This window comes from Idiomarina zobellii, assembly GCF_900100855.1.
Taxonomy (GTDB): domain Bacteria; phylum Pseudomonadota; class Gammaproteobacteria; order Enterobacterales; family Alteromonadaceae; genus Idiomarina; species Idiomarina zobellii.
Genome location: NZ_FNCB01000006.1, coordinates 45,919 through 62,739, shown reverse-complemented (window position 1 = coordinate 62,739; position 16,821 = coordinate 45,919). Strand labels below are relative to the sequence as shown.

At 48.9% G+C, this 16,821-nt stretch carries 18 protein-coding genes; 8 read left to right on the top strand and 10 right to left on the bottom strand.

What is annotated here, in order from left to right; all coding sequences use genetic code 11:
* The first annotated feature begins 9 nt into the window (after positions 1 to 9).
* The 5 genes from BLT32_RS07395 (at position 10) to srmB (ending at position 6,042) form a co-directional block, all read left to right on the top strand.
* Positions 10 to 1,005, top strand: coding sequence for an ArsJ-associated glyceraldehyde-3-phosphate dehydrogenase (locus BLT32_RS07395; RefSeq protein ID WP_053953722.1), 996 nt, complete (start codon positions 10 to 12; stop codon positions 1,003 to 1,005).
* Positions 1,005 to 2,213 (top strand): organoarsenical effux MFS transporter ArsJ, encoded by a 1,209-nt coding sequence (gene arsJ / locus BLT32_RS07390; RefSeq protein WP_053953721.1) that lies wholly within the window; start codon positions 1,005 to 1,007, stop codon positions 2,211 to 2,213. The genes BLT32_RS07395 and arsJ overlap by 1 nt, the downstream gene beginning before the upstream one ends.
* A 199-nt stretch (positions 2,214 to 2,412) precedes the next feature.
* On the top strand, positions 2,413 to 3,903 hold the full coding sequence (locus BLT32_RS07385) for a SulP family inorganic anion transporter (RefSeq protein ID WP_053953720.1): 1,491 nt from the start codon (positions 2,413 to 2,415) through the stop codon (positions 3,901 to 3,903).
* Positions 3,904 to 3,914: 11 nt separating this feature from the next.
* Positions 3,915 to 4,766: a universal stress protein gene (locus tag BLT32_RS07380; RefSeq protein ID WP_425311131.1), complete on the top strand. Its 852-nt coding sequence runs from the start codon at positions 3,915 to 3,917 to the stop codon at positions 4,764 to 4,766.
* A gap of 22 nt (positions 4,767 to 4,788) precedes the next feature.
* Entirely contained in the window at positions 4,789 to 6,042 is a 1,254-nt protein-coding gene (srmB, locus tag BLT32_RS07375) for an ATP-dependent RNA helicase SrmB (protein WP_053953718.1), read from the top strand.
* Here srmB and BLT32_RS07370 read toward each other — a convergent pair.
* The 4 genes from BLT32_RS07370 to pomA all read right to left on the bottom strand — a co-directional run bounded on the left by BLT32_RS07370 (position 6,039) and on the right by pomA (position 9,613).
* Positions 6,039 to 6,371: a VanZ family protein gene (locus BLT32_RS07370; RefSeq protein ID WP_053953717.1), complete on the bottom strand. Its 333-nt coding sequence runs from the start codon at positions 6,369 to 6,371 to the stop codon at positions 6,039 to 6,041. The two genes, srmB and BLT32_RS07370, sit on opposite strands and share 4 nt — an antisense overlap.
* 12 nt (positions 6,372 to 6,383) lie before the next feature.
* Complete coding sequence (gene thiI, locus BLT32_RS07365; protein WP_053953716.1) at positions 6,384 to 7,838, bottom strand: tRNA uracil 4-sulfurtransferase ThiI; 1,455 nt, start codon at positions 7,836 to 7,838, stop codon at positions 6,384 to 6,386.
* A gap of 66 nt (positions 7,839 to 7,904) precedes the next feature.
* Positions 7,905 to 8,843 (bottom strand): flagellar motor protein MotB, encoded by a 939-nt coding sequence (locus BLT32_RS07360; protein WP_053953715.1) that lies wholly within the window; start codon positions 8,841 to 8,843, stop codon positions 7,905 to 7,907.
* 2 nt (positions 8,844 to 8,845) lie between these two features.
* Positions 8,846 to 9,613, bottom strand: a complete 768-nt coding sequence (gene pomA / locus BLT32_RS07355) for a flagellar motor protein PomA (protein ID WP_053953714.1) — start codon at positions 9,611 to 9,613, stop codon at positions 8,846 to 8,848.
* 181 nt (positions 9,614 to 9,794) lie between these two features.
* Here pomA and BLT32_RS07350 point away from each other — a divergent pair, with 181 nt between their 5' ends.
* Genes BLT32_RS07350 through dxs form a run of 3 tightly spaced genes read left to right on the top strand, consistent with a single transcriptional unit; the run spans position 9,795 to position 12,770 of the window.
* Positions 9,795 to 10,031: an exodeoxyribonuclease VII small subunit gene (locus BLT32_RS07350; protein WP_053953713.1), complete on the top strand. Its 237-nt coding sequence runs from the start codon at positions 9,795 to 9,797 to the stop codon at positions 10,029 to 10,031.
* The gene (locus BLT32_RS07345; protein ID WP_053953712.1) at positions 10,028 to 10,915 is read left to right on the top strand and encodes a farnesyl diphosphate synthase; all 888 of its coding nucleotides are present in this window, start codon (positions 10,028 to 10,030) and stop codon (positions 10,913 to 10,915) included. Before BLT32_RS07350 ends, BLT32_RS07345 begins: the two co-directional genes overlap by 4 nt.
* A 4-nt stretch (positions 10,916 to 10,919) precedes the next feature.
* Positions 10,920 to 12,770, top strand: coding sequence for a 1-deoxy-D-xylulose-5-phosphate synthase (dxs, locus tag BLT32_RS07340; protein WP_053953711.1), 1,851 nt, complete (start codon positions 10,920 to 10,922; stop codon positions 12,768 to 12,770).
* A 370-nt stretch (positions 12,771 to 13,140) separates the two neighbouring features.
* Here the strand turns inward: dxs and BLT32_RS07335 are convergent, their stop codons facing one another.
* From BLT32_RS07335 to BLT32_RS07310, 6 genes are all read right to left on the bottom strand, one after another.
* Positions 13,141 to 13,605: a phosphatidylglycerophosphatase A family protein gene (locus BLT32_RS07335; protein ID WP_053953710.1), complete on the bottom strand. Its 465-nt coding sequence runs from the start codon at positions 13,603 to 13,605 to the stop codon at positions 13,141 to 13,143.
* A 3-nt stretch (positions 13,606 to 13,608) separates the two neighbouring features.
* A complete protein-coding gene (gene thiL, locus BLT32_RS07330) occupies positions 13,609 to 14,613 on the bottom strand; it encodes a thiamine-phosphate kinase (RefSeq protein WP_053953709.1) in 1,005 nt (334 codons plus the stop codon).
* 2 nt (positions 14,614 to 14,615) lie between these two features.
* Entirely contained in the window at positions 14,616 to 15,035 is a 420-nt protein-coding gene (gene nusB / locus BLT32_RS07325) for a transcription antitermination factor NusB (protein ID WP_053953708.1), read from the bottom strand.
* A gap of 2 nt (positions 15,036 to 15,037) precedes the next feature.
* A complete protein-coding gene (gene ribH, locus BLT32_RS07320) occupies positions 15,038 to 15,502 on the bottom strand; it encodes a 6,7-dimethyl-8-ribityllumazine synthase (RefSeq protein WP_053953707.1) in 465 nt (154 codons plus the stop codon).
* Positions 15,503 to 15,572: 70 nt separating this feature from the next.
* On the bottom strand, positions 15,573 to 16,169 hold the full coding sequence (locus BLT32_RS07315) for a GNAT family N-acetyltransferase (RefSeq protein ID WP_053953758.1): 597 nt from the start codon (positions 16,167 to 16,169) through the stop codon (positions 15,573 to 15,575).
* Positions 16,170 to 16,213: 44 nt separating this feature from the next.
* Positions 16,214 to 16,819: a lysophospholipid acyltransferase family protein gene (locus BLT32_RS07310; protein ID WP_053953706.1), complete on the bottom strand. Its 606-nt coding sequence runs from the start codon at positions 16,817 to 16,819 to the stop codon at positions 16,214 to 16,216.
* Between the last annotated feature and the right edge of the window lie 2 nt (positions 16,820 to 16,821).

Below are 16,821 nucleotides of genomic sequence, written 5' to 3'. Positions count from 1 at the left end.
GAGTCTTTTATGACTATTAAGGTTGGAATTAACGGTTTGGGTCGTATTGGGCGTTTAGCCTTGCGTGTGGCGTGGGACAATCCGGAGCTAGAAGTTGTTCAGGTGAATGACCCAGGAGCCGACGCGTCGACTTTTGCGCACTTGCTGAATTTTGACTCGGTGCACGGTCGCTGGGGTTATGAAGCTGAAGGTCTGGACGACGCCATTCAAATTGGTGGGGAGCGCATTGCTTTCTCTCAGCACAAAACCATTGCCGACAACGACTGGAGTGGTTGCGATGTGGTTTTAGAAGCCTCCGGCAAAATGAAAACCGTGAAGGTTCTGAATGATTACCTGTCACAAGGCGTAAAACGAGTTGTCGTATCAGCTCCGGTCAAAGAGCCCGGCGCTTTGAATATTGTGATGGGCGTTAATGACCACCTTTATGATCCTGAACAACATCAGATAGTCACAGCCGCGTCCTGCACCACTAATTGTCTGGCTCCGGTAGTCAAAGTTCTGCAGGACAACATTGGTATTAGACACGCGTCAATTACCACTATTCACGATTTGACCAACACGCAAAGCATTCTGGATGCGCCACACAAAGACTTACGCCGTGCTCGTGCCTGCGGCATGAGCTTAATTCCGACGTCTACTGGTTCGGCAACGGCCATTGTCGAGATTTTCCCCGAGCTTAAGGACAGAATTGACGGCCACGCGGTACGCGTCCCCCTTGCCAATGCGTCATTAACGGACTGCGTATTCGAAGTCGAAAAAGCTACTTCGGTGGAAGAAATTAATGGCTGGATGAAAGAGGCTTCTGAGGGCGCATTGAAAGGCATTTTGGGTTACGAAGAGCGCCCGTTAGTGTCGATAGATTACAAAACTGATCCTCGCTCAAGCATTGTCGATGCCCTGTCGACCAAGGTCGTTAACGGCACGCACGTTAAAATTTATGCCTGGTACGACAATGAATGGGGTTATGCAAACCGTGCAGTTGAACTGGTCGAAAAGGTCGGCTAATGCTGAGTCAGCTGTCGCCGGCAATACGCCAATACTTAATTGTTACCGGCAACTACTGGGCCTTTACCCTGACTGACGGCGCGCTGCGCATGCTGGTGGTGCTGCACTTCCACCAGTTGGGTTACAGTGCGCTGGAAGTCGCCATGCTGTTCCTGTTCTACGAGTTTTTTGGTGTGGTTACCAACCTATTTGGTGGATGGCTGGGGGCTCGTTGGGGGCTCAATAGGACCATGAATATTGGGCTCGGTGTACAAATTGTGGCACTGGCGATGCTGCTGGTGCCCAGTTCTATGCTCACCGTCATTTGGGTGATGGCCGCTCAGGCGCTGTCCGGTATTGCCAAAGATCTCAATAAAATGAGTGCCAAAAGCACCATTAAGCTATTGGTGCCGGATGACAAACAGGCTCAACTATACAAGTGGGTTGCCATACTCACTGGTTCAAAAAACACCTTAAAGGGCGTTGGCTTTTTCCTGGGTGGCTTGTTGCTGACGTTAATTGGCTTCCAGGGTGCGGTGCTCGCCATGGCGGTTATGCTCAGCCTGGTCTGGATAGCCAGTTTAATTTTTCTGAAAAAAGAATCGGGCAAGGCTAAGTTCAAACCAAAATTCAAAGACATTTTATCCAAAAGCCGTCCTATTAATATTCTATCGGGCGCGCGCTTTTTACTTTTTGGTGCGCGTGATGTTTGGTTTGTGGTGGCCTTACCGGTGTTCTTAGCCAGCCAGCTGGGCTGGAACCACTGGCAGGTGGGCAGCTTTTTGGCCTTGTGGGTTATTGGCTATGGCTTTGTGCAAAGCATTGCGCCTAAATTCACAAAAAGTAGCCAGGACGTACCAAAAACTCAGGCGGTGGTATGGAATGCCCTGCTGACGCTGAGTCCGCTTGCGTTAACCCTGGCGCTTTGGCAACACTTGCCGATTACCCAAAGCATTATTATTGGCTTAGGGTTGTTCGGTATTCTGTTTGCCATTAATTCATCTCTGCACAGTTACCTTATTGTTTCGTACTCACGCGCCGACGGTGTGTCTTTGGACGTAGGCTTTTACTACATGGCCAATGCCGCCGGGCGTCTATTAGGCACCATTTTATCCGGTTGGGTCTACCAGCAATGGGGGCTGGTTGCTTGCCTAATGATATCAACGCTGTTATTGCTATTATCCACAGCTACAATTAGCTTTTTGCCAGCGCGAGGAAAGCACTTGTAGTTGGCACATTTTATGCTAAAATTCGCGCTCTTTTTTTGACCAGCCTCAAACCATAAGGAGCCACCTACGTGCTGACGCGTATTACGCCACCCTAACCGTCACTTCCCTGTCACAGGTGCGCAGTAGGCTGTTCACTGCTTTTCTGGCCATTCCGGCCACTTATACTTTATTGTGTTTAAAAATTTGGTGTCATTTAACTATGTTGAAGTCTATCCAGCAGAACTGGTTTTCTAATATACGTGGTGATTTGCTTTCAGGTATTGTCGTTGCTCTAGCGCTAATTCCTGAAGCCATCGCATTCTCTATCATTGCCGGTGTTGATCCGAAAATAGGCTTGTACGCGTCGTTCTGTATTGCGGTTGTTATCGCATTTACCGGCGGGCGTCCGGGGATGATATCTGCCGCAACAGGCGCTATGGCGCTGCTTATGGTCACCCTGGTCAAAGACCACGGTCTTGAATACCTGCTAGCCGCCACTCTGTTGACTGGTGTGCTGCAAATAATTGCGGGCTATCTCAAGTTAGGAGACCTCATGCGCTTTGTCTCGCGCTCGGTGGTGACAGGCTTTGTGAATGCCCTGGCTATTTTGATATTTATGGCACAACTGCCAGAACTGACTAACGTTACCTGGCATGTGTATGCGATGACTGCTGCCGGTCTGGCCATTATTTATGGCTTTCCTTACATTCCTGTAATCGGAAAAATTCTACCGTCTCCGTTGGTTTGTATTGTTTCTTTAACCATTGTTGCCGTGTTCTTAGGATTAGACATTCGCACCGTTGGTGATATGGGCGAACTGCCGGATGCCCTGCCGATATTCTTATGGCCTGACGTTCCGTTAAACTTTGAAACCTTAGCCATTATATTCCCATACTCTGCCGCACTTGCCGTTGTCGGTATTCTCGAGTCACTAATGACAGCAACCATTGTTGACGACTTAACCGACACGTCCAGCGACAAAAACCGCGAATGTAAAGGTCAGGGTATTGCCAACATTGGTTCTGGTTTACTTGGTGGTATGGCGGGTTGTGCCATGATTGGTCAGTCGATTATTAATGTAAAATCAGGTGGTCGTACGCGCTTATCCACACTGGTTGCGGGTATCTTCCTGCTCATTATGGTTTTGGTATTGGACAATATTTTAATACAAATACCCATGGCTGCTTTGGTTGCGGTTATGATTATGGTCTCCATTGGTACCTTTAGCTGGAGCTCTATCCGAGACTTAAAGAAGCATCCGCTATCGACCAATATTGTTATGGTGAGCACCGTTGCTGTCGTTGTCGCAACGCACAATCTGGCGTTAGGTGTATTAGTCGGCGTATTGCTTGCCGCTATGTTCTTTGCCAATAAAATCGGGCACTATCTGTACATTAAGTCCGACATCGATGCCGATGGCATAAAACGCACATACCGTGTTATTGGACAGGTGTTTTTCAGCTCGTCTGAGAAGTTTCTTGCCGCATTTGACTTTAAAGAGGGTGTCGAACGGGTTGTTATTGATGTCAGCGATGCCCATTTCTGGGATATTACCGCCGTTGAAGCACTCGACCGCGCTGTGGTTAAATTCCGCCGTGAAGGTGCTGATGTTGACGTAGTTGGGCTGAACGAAGCCAGCGCCACCATCGTGGATCGCTTTGGTGTTCATGACAAACCTGAAGCGGTTGATAAGTTAATGGGCGGCCACTAAAAAGGAATTCGATGATGAAACATGTTGTTGCTTGTATTGATGGATCTGCCTCGACGCAATCGGTTTGTGATTACGCCAGCTGGGCAGCGTTGCGGCTGGAAACGCCACTGACGCTTTTCCACGTACTGGACGAAGCGCGTTATCCGACTGAAACGGATATGACCGGCAATATTGGTTTAGGCAGCCGTGAGGCCTTACTGGAACAGCTGGCTGAACTCGACCAGCAACGCAGTAAATTAGCGCTTGAGCAAGGGCATCATATGCTGGAAAGTGCTAAAGCTCGCGCTTTGGAGGATGGCGTAGAACAAGTAAACCTGCGCCAGCGCCATGGTGACTTAGCCGAGTCGCTGCATGAAATTGAAGACTCTATGCGCCTGTTGGTTATGGGATTACACGGCGAGGACACAACTCGTACTAACCGTGTGGGGAGTCAGCTGGAAACCGTGGTAAGAACCTTGAACCGCCCTATTCTGGTGGCGCCGGAAGAATTTACTGAACCGAAAAGCGTGATGCTGGCTTACGATGGCAGTGACTCTTCACGAAAAGGCATACGCTTGCTGGCTCAAAGCCCGATATTCAAAGGTTTACCGCTGCATTTAGTCATGGTTGGCGCGGACACCAACGACAACCATGCTTCAATTGAGTCGGCCGCGAACCACCTGCGAGAGCTTGGCCACGATGTACGCTTTGAAATACGCTCGGGCGAGGTTGAGCCAACGCTGCACGCGTATCAGAATGAGCACAATATTGACGTGTTGGTTATGGGCGCCTACGGTCATTCCCGCATTCGTCAATTCCTGGTCGGCAGTACCACCACCAGTATTTTACAAACAACCAACTCGGCTTTGCTGTTGTTGCGTTAATTGCTTTTTAAGAGGAAAGAAGATGGTCCCAGACTGGGAAGAGTTAGAACTGGATGATCGCTTAATTGGCGTTCTTAAAGCAGCCGATTTAAACAAGCCGGCCAAGGTTCAACAATTAAGTATTCCACAAGCGCTCGACGGTCGGGACTTGTTAGTTAGCGCGCCGACAGGCACCGGTAAAACCTTAGCGTTTTTATTGCCGGCGCTGCAGCACTTATTGGACTTCCCTCGCAAACAACCAGGCCCGGCCCGGATTTTGGTGTTGGCGCCGACGCGTGAGTTAGCCGAGCAAATACACCAACAAGCCTCGCTGTTTTCTGAAGCAACGGGTTTGTCGTCAGTGGTTGTCACTGGTGGTATCAATTATGGCAGTCAACTGTCTCAGTTGGAGAAAAGCCACGACATTGTGGTCGCGACGCCAGGTCGTCTGATGGACTTACTGGAAGCCGAGCAATACAACTTAGAAAGCGTCGAGTGGCTGGTTATTGATGAAGCCGACCGCATGCTAGACATGGGTTTCGCCGCTACGGTAAAAGAAATGGCGTTGCAGGCGCGACACAGACAGCAGTCGTTGTTGTTCTCAGCAACTCTGGGTAGCTCCGGGGTTATTAAGTTTTCTAAAGAACTGCTGGAAGAGCCCGAGTACATTGACGTGCAACCACCCAAGCGCGAGCGCGGTAAAATTGTTCAGTGGGTTCATTTAGCTGACACCGATGAGCACAAACGTAAGCTTTTAGTCTCATCCCTAAAAGACTTTGACGGTCGGCAGTTTGTGTTTGTGCGTACTCGCGAGCGAGTTGAAATAGTCGCTAACTTCCTGCGCAGTGAATTTACTGATACGCGTAAAATTGTCACGCTAAGAGGCGACATGCCTCAGGACGAGCGTCAGCAAATTATTAATACGCTGAAGGAAAACCAGAACATCACGCTAATTGCGACCGATGTCGCTGCCCGCGGACTGGATATTGATGACATAGCCCTGGTGGTTAATTACGACTTACCGAAACAAGCGGACGTTTACGTGCACCGTATTGGCCGCACCGCTCGTGGTGGGCAAAAAGGTACGGCTATTTCATTAGTCGAAGCGCATGATGCTCTATTGCTTGGCAAAATTGAGCGCTATTTAAATGCACAGCTCGACAGACGTGTTATTGAGGGGCTTCGTCCTCAATACAAATTCCCGTCGACGAAAAGGTCTAAGCCTAAGAAAAAGGCGAAGAAAGATACGAAAGGGAAAAAGCCGGTTAAGTCGAAAAAACCTAAAAAGTCGCGTTAAGAGCGCGACTTTTTTAATACATGGTGTAAGCCAAAGTAAGCAATAACACCGCAAGCGTCGGCTATCCAGTCATAGACATCGGCACCGCGCCCTGGTGCATAGCTTTGCGCGACTTCAATAGCCAAGCCGTAGCAGGCTAAAAATAACAGCGACAATCGTGCAGATAAGGCGAAGGCTTTGTGAAAGGTCATTGCCAGCACGAAAAATATTCCAAAATGAACCGCTTTATCTAAGTTAGGTATACTTTGGGCGCCAGTCGTTGGGAATTGCCATAAAAACGCCACCGTGGTGACGGTTAACAGAATAAAAAACAGCACTCTTGCCAGCATAAATACGTCTCTTTAGTCAGGCTTATAAACAGATACGTTGGTAAAGCCATTTTCGTGCAATAGCAACGCCTGCATACGACTCATAATTCCCTGATCACAGTAAAGCAAATAGTCACGGTTTTGATCCAATTCAGGAAACTTCGTGGCTAGTTTAAAAAACGGAATTTCGATGACCTCTGCATTAACGTTCAATGGCGCAGCTTCAATTTCATCGTCATTACGAATATCTATGATGACACTCTGTTTATTGAGTTCCGCTGTAGTGTCCGGCATTTTCAATTCGTTTTCAGTTTGCTCAGCAATATCCTGCATACTCAACACATTAGATGCACGCACGACCTGCTCTAACAAATCCTGGTTCAACTTCGATTCTTCCGCCTCGATAACTTCAGGCACAGCTTTAACCGTCGGCTTATTCGAAATAACCCCACAATATTCAGGAATTGACTTAGCTAACGGCTCGGTGCCTATTTTCTTCGCTTCATCGACAATTTCCTGTTTGTCTTTGGTAATTAGCGGGCGTAGCACCAGTGCCGGTGTCGCCTGATCAATGATGCGTAAATTTGACAATGTCTGGCTCGACACCTGGCCTATAGCCTCTCCAGTGACTAAAGCCTGGGCTTTTACATAGTGCGCAACCCGGGCAGCCGCTCTTAGCATTTGACGTTTTAGTACAACCCCCATTTGGCCATTATCGACATTCGTTAAAATGTCATCGACAATAGGTGCAAAGTCGACACTAATAAACTTAATAGGGTGCGATGAGCTGTATTTTTTCCAAAGGAAATAGGCAATTTGACGCACCGCTACTTCGTGAGCGTCACCCCCTAAGTTGAAAAAGCAGAAATGAGTACGTGCGCCTCGGCGAATAAACTCATAACTGGCAACGCCCGAATCAAAGCCGCCACTGAGCAAGGACAGCACCGTTTCCTGCGTTGGAATAGGAAAGCCGCCCAGGCCGTCGATACGTTCACCAATTAAATGAACCACCTGATTGGTAATTTGCAACTGCACTTCTTCGTCAGGTCGGGTTAACTGAACACGGGAGTTTTCTGAATGTTTTAATAAATATCCGCCGATGTAACGCTCAAGTTGCTGAGAATTGAACTCATGTTTACCCTGCCGCTTTACACGCACCGCAAAGCTTTTACCTTGCAGCCGCTTATTCCAATGCTCACCCACTAAATCAGCAATGTCGTCAAAAGTCGTTAACGGCTGCTCGATAACTTCGGCAAACCATGAAATGCCCGGAGTATGTCTGAGCGCTTCGCGTATGGCGTCGCGCGCATCATTGCTGTCGGTATCCGCTGCTACTTCAATGCGATCCCAAAGCCACTTCACATAAATGGACGGATGTATCGGCGCCAAAATTTTGCGCAAGTTATTGGTTAACACCTTACCGTGGCGTTTTCTTACGGATGCGCTTTTGATGGTAATTTCGGCGTGCAGACGAACAACAAACTTCATAGCAATATCATTAGACGTTGGGGAAAGTCGGCAATTATACGTGTCCTAAGCGCCAGAAACCAGCGCTTAGTCTATAACGTCAACCTGCTGCTCTGACTCTGCCGCTTTACCCTGCATCACCGATATTTCAACCCGGCGGTTACGGCGACGGTTTTCTTCAGAGTTGTTAGGCACCAGCGGTTTGGTGTCTGAGTAGCCCATAACCACCATACGGTCTTCGCTAAAGTCATCGACTTTTAGCATTTCTTCGGCGACTGCAACCGCCCGTTTGCTAGACAGGTCCCAACGTGAGGAGTAAATTTCTGACACTACTTGCTCGTTGTCACTGTGTCCTGAAATAGTGATTTCACCCGGAATTTCTTTAAGCGCAGTCGCTACTTCCTGAATAATTGGCCGGAACTGCGGCTGCAAGAAAGCGGAACCTTCCGGGAAGGAGCCCTGCTCACGGATACGAATAATGATTTGCTGACCATGCTGCTCTAACTCAATGGTGCCTGCTTTAATTTCATTTTCGAGCTGTTGCTCAATGCGTCGCATCAGCTCTTTAGACACCTGAGTCATGGCTTCAGTGTTTTCTGACTCCGCCTGTTTTTCGTCTTCCTGACTGTCCGCTTCCTGACCGCCTCGCTCGGTTTGCTGACCGCCGGCAAAATCGGACTGACCTTCCTGAAACTCCAGCATTTGCTGGGTCATTTCAACGGTTTGCTGCTGAATGGTTTCTATAGGTGTTGGTTCAGGACGCCCCGGACGGAACTCCTGAGCAATAACGCTAGTGCCTTTAGGAATGTCTTTCACTTCAATTTTATTCTGCACGCCAAGTGCGTACTTCATTGAGCCCGCTATTTGCTTAAACTTCAGCACGTCCATTTCTGAGAACGCCAACAGCAAGACGAAGAAGCACATTAACAGTGTCATCAAGTCGGCGAACGTCGCCATCCACATGGGAAGTCCCTGTGGTGGACAGTCGCACTCTTCTTCTTCGTCTCTTACTGTTTCAGAGGCCATTATTACTCTTCCTCGTCCCCATCGCCGATACGCTTCGACTCAGCCAGGTAATTACGCAGAATACCTTCAATAACGCGCGGGTTCTGACCGTCCTGAATACCCAAAATAGCATCCAGAACCAGCTGCTGATTCAGCTTTTCCTGCTCGGCACGCAGTATTAGCTTGTTAGCAATTGGAATAGCAATAACGTTAGCCAGAAACGCACCATACAGCGTTGTCAGCAAGGCAACAGCCATTGCCGGACCAATGGCTTTAGGGTCATCCATGTTGGACAGCATAGCCACCAGGCCAATCAACGTACCTATCATACCCATGGCTGGTGCTACATCACTGAGAATTTTAAAGACTCGAGCGCCCTCTTCATGACGCGCAAAGCTCATTTTTATGTCTTTCGAAAGAGTTGTTCTGACAACTTCTGCGTCGTGGCCGTCGACCAGCATGTCGACACCTTTACGGAAGAATTTATTGGGGATTTCGGCTTCTTCCAGTGCTAAAAAACCACCTTTACGGGCAGCATCAGCCATTTCAACCGCAGTGTCGATAAGCTCTTGCGGGTGTTCAATTTTGAAAAAGAAGGCTTTTACGACAACTTTGCCGGTGCCCAGGAACTGGCTAAGCGAGAAGTTTGCGAGCGTAATAAACAGGGAGCCGCCAAAAACAATAAAAAATGAGCGAGTATCAAGAAATAGCCCAATGTCTCCCCCTAAAATCATCGCCACAACCACGAAGCCAATGGCGCCGATGATTCCTATGAGCGTTGCAATATCCACTCAGTTCTCCTCCCCAATTCACGTTTTGCCATTCCAGCTACGCTCCATTCTTAAACAATAGCGCTGCTCTGACAAGCATCTTCTTGTTATGTTACACAGGAATAATGAGATCATCGGCTGACATTCGGGATTCTTTATCGGATAATTAGTCCTAACACACAACAATTGCGCAAGAAGCATTATGTCAGAACAACAAAAAGCCCCTTCGTTTGAGCAAGCATTAGAAGAGCTTGAGTCATTAGTTAATGAGCTTGAGCATGGTGAGCTGCCACTGGAAAAGTCGCTGGAAAAGTTTGAGAAGGCCATTCAGCTGGCTCGCACCAGTCAACAACAGCTGCAACAGGCTGAGCAAAAAGTGACGACACTCATGGCTGCTCAGGAAGTCTCTGCCGATAAAGATAACGGAGACGTGATGTGAGCATTAATGCGTTAACGGCTGATGTGCGCGAGCAAGTCGACGCATTTTTAAAACAGCAGCTGGCGCGTCACTCTATTAATGAAACGCTTAGGCGGGCGATGGAGCATGGCGTGCTACTGGGCGGCAAGCGTGTCCGTCCTTATTTACTAATGACTATTGCCGAAATTTGCCGTGGCGATAAACAAGCCGCTTTGACGGCTGCCGGTGCTATTGAGCTGATTCATGCCTACTCACTGATTCACGACGACCTGCCCGCCATGGACAACGATGAACTCAGGCGCGGCCAACCCACTTGCCACATTGCGTTTGACGAAGCGACCGCTATTTTGGCGGGCGATTCTCTGCAAACCCTGGCTTTCGAATTATTGTCAGAATGGCCGTTAGGTGGGTTGAAGGCCGAGCGTCAGTTGTCTATGGTGAATGCATTGGCTCGTGCGAGTGGCAGTGCCGGAATGTGTGCCGGCCAGGCAATTGACTTACAAGCCACCGGTCAACAGGTAAGCGAACACGAACTTGAACACATGCACAGACATAAAACCGGTGCTTTAATTGAAGCTGCGGCGACAATAGGCGTGCTGTGTGGTGAAGAGGAAGCACTAAAATGGCAGCCTCATTTTGAAGAGTTTGCGACCCATTTGGGGCTCGCATTTCAGGTTCAGGATGATATTCTCGACGTTATTGGCAACACAGAGCTACTGGGCAAACCGCAGGGCTCGGACACAGCGGCGGACAAGTCGACTTATGTTCAGCTATTAGGCGTCGAAGGTGCTCAAAAATACTTAAGCTCATTGCATGAGAAAGCACTACTGTCACTCGCCGATATCCCTTACAATACGGCAAAACTCGAACAATTTTCTGACGTCCTGCTGAAGCGGGATCACTGAGCGAATGATACAAAATTACCCGTTACTCGATAAAATTAATTCTCCAGCTGATTTGCGCGAGCTTGCGCCGGGTCAACTGACCGATTTATGCGCTGAAGTGCGTCAGTTTTTGCTGACCTCAGTCAGTCAAAGCAGTGGTCACCTGGCCTCTGGCCTGGGAACTGTTGAGCTTACTGTTGCTCTGCACTACGTTTATCACACGCCAAATGACAAGTTAGTTTGGGACGTTGGCCACCAGGCATATCCGCACAAAATTCTGACCGGTCGCAAAGAACAGCTGCATACCATTCGCCAAAAAGACGGTTTGCACCCTTTCCCATGGCGCGAAGAAAGCGACTATGACGTGCTTTCTGTTGGGCATTCGAGTACATCAATATCCGCGGCTTTAGGTTTAGCCGTTGCCGCGCAGCGTCAAAAACGTGAGCAGAAAGTGGTGTCCATTATTGGTGACGGCGCCATGACCGCCGGTATGGCCTTTGAAGCAATGAACCATGCGGGTGACATAAAACCCGATATGCTGGTTATTCTGAACGACAATGACATGTCAATTTCAGAGAATGTCGGTGCGCTGAACCATCATTTCGCGCGCTTACTGTCTGGCCGTTTTTATACCTCATTACGCGAGAGCGGCAAGAAGCTGCTAAGTCCACTGCCTCATATTCGTCATTTCGCCAGCCGTGCCGAAGAGCATATGAAGGGCATGATGGCGCCAGGCACAATTTTCGAAGAGCTTGGCTTTAACTATATAGGCCCCATTGACGGTCACGATGTTAATGCGCTGGTAGACACCCTACGTAATATGAAAGACCTGAAAGGTCCTCAGTTACTGCATATAGTGACGCAAAAAGGCAAAGGCTATAAGCCCGCTGAGAAAGATCCTATTGGTTACCACGGCGTGCCCAAGTTTGACCCTAAGTCATCAGAGCTGCCACAAAAGGCACCGGGAGTGCCTAACTACTCCGATATTTTTGGCCAATGGCTGTGTAGCACGGCTCAAAATGATAAGTCCTTAATGGCAATAACACCCGCTATGCGGGAAGGCTCCGGGATGGTCGAATTTTCACAGGCCTACCCTGAACAATATTTTGATGTCGCCATAGCTGAGCAGCATAGTGTCACCTACGCCGCTGGTTTAGCCATAGCTGGTATGAAACCTGTTGTCGCTATTTACTCCACGTTCTTACAGCGCGGTTACGACCAGTTAATTCACGACGTGGCGCTACAGAACTTAGATGTGTTATTTGCTATTGACCGCGCCGGTATTGTTGGTGCCGACGGCCCAACCCACCAGGGCGCTTTCGATATTAGTTACATGCGCTGCATACCGAATATGGTCATAATGACGCCTAGTGACGAGCAAGAATGCCTGGATATGCTAACCACCGGTTATCAGTATAAAGGGCCTGCTTCAGTAAGGTATCCACGCGGAGCCGGTGTCGGGCTCGAATTGAGAGACCCCAAGCCACTAGAAATAGGCAAAGCCAGAACCGTCCGCGAAGGTGAAAAAATAGCATTCCTGAACTTTGGCACACTATTGCCCGAAGTTCAGCAAGCAGCAGACGCATTAAACGCCAGTGTTATTGATATGCGCTTTGTGAAGCCTCTGGATACCCAAGCCATTGAAGACACCGTTGCCAAACACGACAGTTTAGTCACCGTTGAAGAAAACGTAACAGCCGGTGGCGCTGGCAGTGCTGTACTGGAATATCTCGCCGACAAAGGCTTGTCTATTCCTGTCCTGCAGCTAGGACTCCCCGACGAGTTCATTAAACATGGCTCCCAAGCCGAAATCCGCACCGAACTCAACCTCGACGCCAAAGGCATAGAAGCCCAAGTCAAAGCCCGCTTTTTCTAGATCGCGGAAAAGCGAGCGCTGAGGGGAGGTTGTTCACTTGCTTCGCTTGAGCATAAAGCTTCCCCCTGGCGGAGACGCTACAAGTTCATCCATGAACGCTTGACGAAGGCCATCCATGGCCTTCGACACTCCGCCAGGGGGAAGCTCTATGCTTTTAACGCTTACAAGTGCTCAACCTCCCCTTCTTGCATACATCTAGGCCTGATAATTTAGAGAAATAGATCGAAGGGAGCGCACTCAAAGGTTCCGGGACATCCTATTGAGGTGTGCAGCGCCATGAATGGCGCTGCTCAAGCCCTACAGGGATGTATTCACGGGCGTCCTCAAAAGGATGTTCTGGAGCCTCAGCGCTTCCGAAAGAGCTATTTCTCTAAATTATCAGGCCTACGCCATGCAAGATGGCGGTGGTTAGGATGCCGGCCAGGACGTCGTCCATCATTATGCCGGTGCCGCCGGTGAGCTTTCTGTCGGACCAACCGATGGGGCCGGGTTTCCAGATGTCGAAAAGGCGGAATAAAATAAAGGCGGCGATGAGCCAGGTTGCTTCAAAAGGTAATGCAAACATGGCGAAGCCGTAGCCGACTATTTCGTCCCATACGATGGATGGATGGTCGTGCTCGCCCATGGCTTTGGCGGTGTATTGGCACAGAAAGATACCGATAATTGTAGCCAGTATCAGGGCGATGAGTTGCCACTGCCACGTAAGCTGGGAAATTAGGTAGACAACGGGTATGCCGACGAGTGTGCCGAAGGTGCCGGGGGCTTTTGGGGCTAACCCTGTGCCGAAACCAAGGGAGAGCCAGTGGATGGGGTTAAACCAATTCAGTTTCGGCATGATTTACTCGCCTTCTTTGACTATTTCTTCTTCGGCAAAGTGGTTAAAGCTTTTATAGCCTTGCGGAAGTTCCCACGGCTCGCCTTCGTAGTGCATGTTAATTTTTGCTTCAGCACCTTTCATTATCCGGCCGATACAAACGGGCTTGGTCTTTAAATGCGATGTCAGCGTTTCCATGCGACCACGGTGCTCTTCAGGCAATGTAAAACATAGCTCGTAGTCGTCACCGGCTGTTAACGCCATAGCCAGGGCTTCATTGGCGTTTAATGTTTCGGTAAGTGCCAATGACAGGGGTAATTTTTCTAAATCGATTTGCGCGGAAACTTGTGCCTGATTCAGTAAATGCCCTAAATCGGCTATCAGGCCATCAGAGACGTCAATGCAAGACGTTGCAACGCCCCGAAGTACCTGCCCCATTGCCACACGAGGCGTTGGGTAATGTAACTTCTCAATAACGTGCTGCAAGTGGCGGCCTGTTGTGCTGACTTTATTCTGTGTGACTTGTAAGCCAAGTCCAGCATCACCAAGTGAGCCACTCACGTAAACCCAGTCGCCGGGCTTTGCTCCGCTTCGGCTAATTGCAGTTCCTGAAGGCAACTGCCCATGAGCAGTAACAGTTATCGTTAAAGGGCCTTTGGTTGTGTCACCACCGATAAGCTGGCAGTCATAGTAACGGCAGATTTCATCAAGGCCGCTACTGAACTCTGTCCACCAATCTTGGTTAGTATTGGGGCACGTCAGCGCTAAGCTCACCCAACTTGGTTGCGCCCCCATTGCCGCCAGGTCGCTTAAATTGACGGCAACAGCTTTGTGGCCGATGGCTCTTGGCGGCGTGGTTTTGTCGAAATGTACACCTTCAACTAAGGTGTCAGTAACCACAACGATATCGTGCTCGGGCATGGGTTTAACGACAGCGCCGTCGTCGCCAATGCCTATTACAACATCGCTCCGACGAGCGGAGCGATTTGCAAAATAATCGTTAATGAGAGAAAACTCGTCGTTAGGCATAACTATTTTCGTGCGGGTCGTAAGGTATCTACCGCTTTGTCCAGAACACCATTCACAAAACGATGGCTTTCGTCAGCGCCAAATGACTTGGCAAGTTCAATCGCTTCGTTAATGGCAACTTTGTACGGAACATCCATGCGTTCGCTTAACTCGTAAGCCGCAATACGCAGAACCGCCAGCTCGATAGGATCAAGCTCGTTTATCGGACGTGCCAAAAATGGCTTCAAAGACTCGTCGAGCGAACGGTAATGACCGCCAACGCCTCGCACTAGCTCAAGAAAGTAATCTACGTCGACTTTATCGGTGTCCGTATCTGTTAAAAACTGAGCTTCTATATCGCTAAAACTGTTTTGCGACAACTGCCAGGAGTAAATAGCCTGAACCGCTAACTTTCGTGCTTTTCTTCGTGCTGCAGGTTTCATCTTCAGATTTTATCCAGTACGTTGACCATTTCGAGCGCGCTTAAAGCGGCTTCGGAACCTTTGTTACCCGCTTTAGAGCCGCTTCGTTCAATAGCTTGCTCTAATGAGTCTGTGGTAATAACACCAAAGGCTACCGGTAATCCAAATTCGGTTGCAACACGACCCAGCCCGCTATTGCACTCGCCTGCGACAAACTCAAAATGAGGCGTACCGCCGCGAATCACTGCACCGACAGCGATAATGGCATCGTATTTACCCGATTGCGCCAGACGTTTTGCGGTAACCGGAATTTCATAGGCACCAGGAACACGTACCACAGTAATGTCGTCGTCCGCCACTTCGCCATAATGCTTTAATGTTTGAACAGCACCGTCCAGTAAGCTTTCAACAACGAAATGGTTGAAGCGAGATACGATAATGGCAAATTTTTTGCCAGCCGCATTGATACCGCCTTCAATTACCTGCATAAGTCTTCCTTAATTAACCTGTCTTTTATACTCAATAGCGAATTGCGCGCGATCATAGCACAACGAGGAATTATTTGCGTGAAATTGCGTATGAGAAATACTTTTCTTGTGTATCGAGGTTTCTGCCAATGTAGCGCGCCTCGCTGCTTTCCAGCAGCTGCAAGGCAGTAGCATTATTGTCTGAAACAGGAAACATGACCTGCCGCCAAGGCCAACTCTCACCGAGCCAACGTGTTAGTAACGAGAAAAGGTCGTTGTGAAGGTTGTTGTCGACTGCGCTTTCTAGTAACCACCAACTGACTTCAGCGTTATAAGCATTTCTTGAAATACCACTTTGCTCCTGCCGCTCGGGCGCTACCGGAACCATGTACACAGCGCCGACAATAGAGCTGTCTGACTTATCAATCACAATGTAGGTAAACGCCGTTTTTTCGGCTGCCTGTTCCAGATGGTAGTTCACCATTGTACTGTTTTGCTCGAGTGTGCTTTTCTCTGAAGGCCACGACCAGCCAAGCTTTTTGTAAAGCCACTTTTGCGAGGTCATATAAGCATGGAAAAAACGTGCCTTGTCGGATTCTCTTAGCGGCCGAATGGTTAAATTATTGCTTTCTGTTTCACCGGGCACTGTCCATTGCTGCTGCCAAAAGTCGCCGGCTTTTACTGGCATTACGACCAGCAAAAGAGCACTTGTAATGACTGCAACAAAGGTCCTTAGCACGATGCTTCACTCCGTTTGCCCTGCGCATGCGCAAAAAACGACTTCACACGAAGTAGTTCTTTTTCAATTTCGTCGGTGATCATTAACGCTGGGCCAATATCAATGGCTTTACGGGCAAAGTCGAATGCAATTGGTATAACCGGTACTTTTGCTTGCTTCGCCATGTGCAAAAAGCCCTTTTTCCATTCAGTGACTTTTTTACGCGTACCCTCCGGGGTGATAACCAGAATAAGCTCGTCCTTGCTACGAAACTGCTCGACCATGCTGCCAACTACCCCATTAGCGGCACTTCTATCTACAGGAATGCCTCCCAGCTTGGTCATCAGCGTTTTTATAGGAAAGCGGAACAGGCTATTCTTACCCAGGTAATTCAGTTTAAGTCCCATAGCAAGCATAACGAACGCGCCAACCGGGAAGTCCCAGTTTGACGTATGTGGCGCCACAGGAAGAATCGCCTTTTTAACCGCTGGCATACTTCCGTTAATTTTCCAGCCTCCCATGAGACGCATTCCAACACGGCCAACCCAGCGCAAGAAACGATTATCTCTGACAGGAAATTCGCCTTTTACAAATTCAGGAAGCTGATCGTTACTTTTCATAA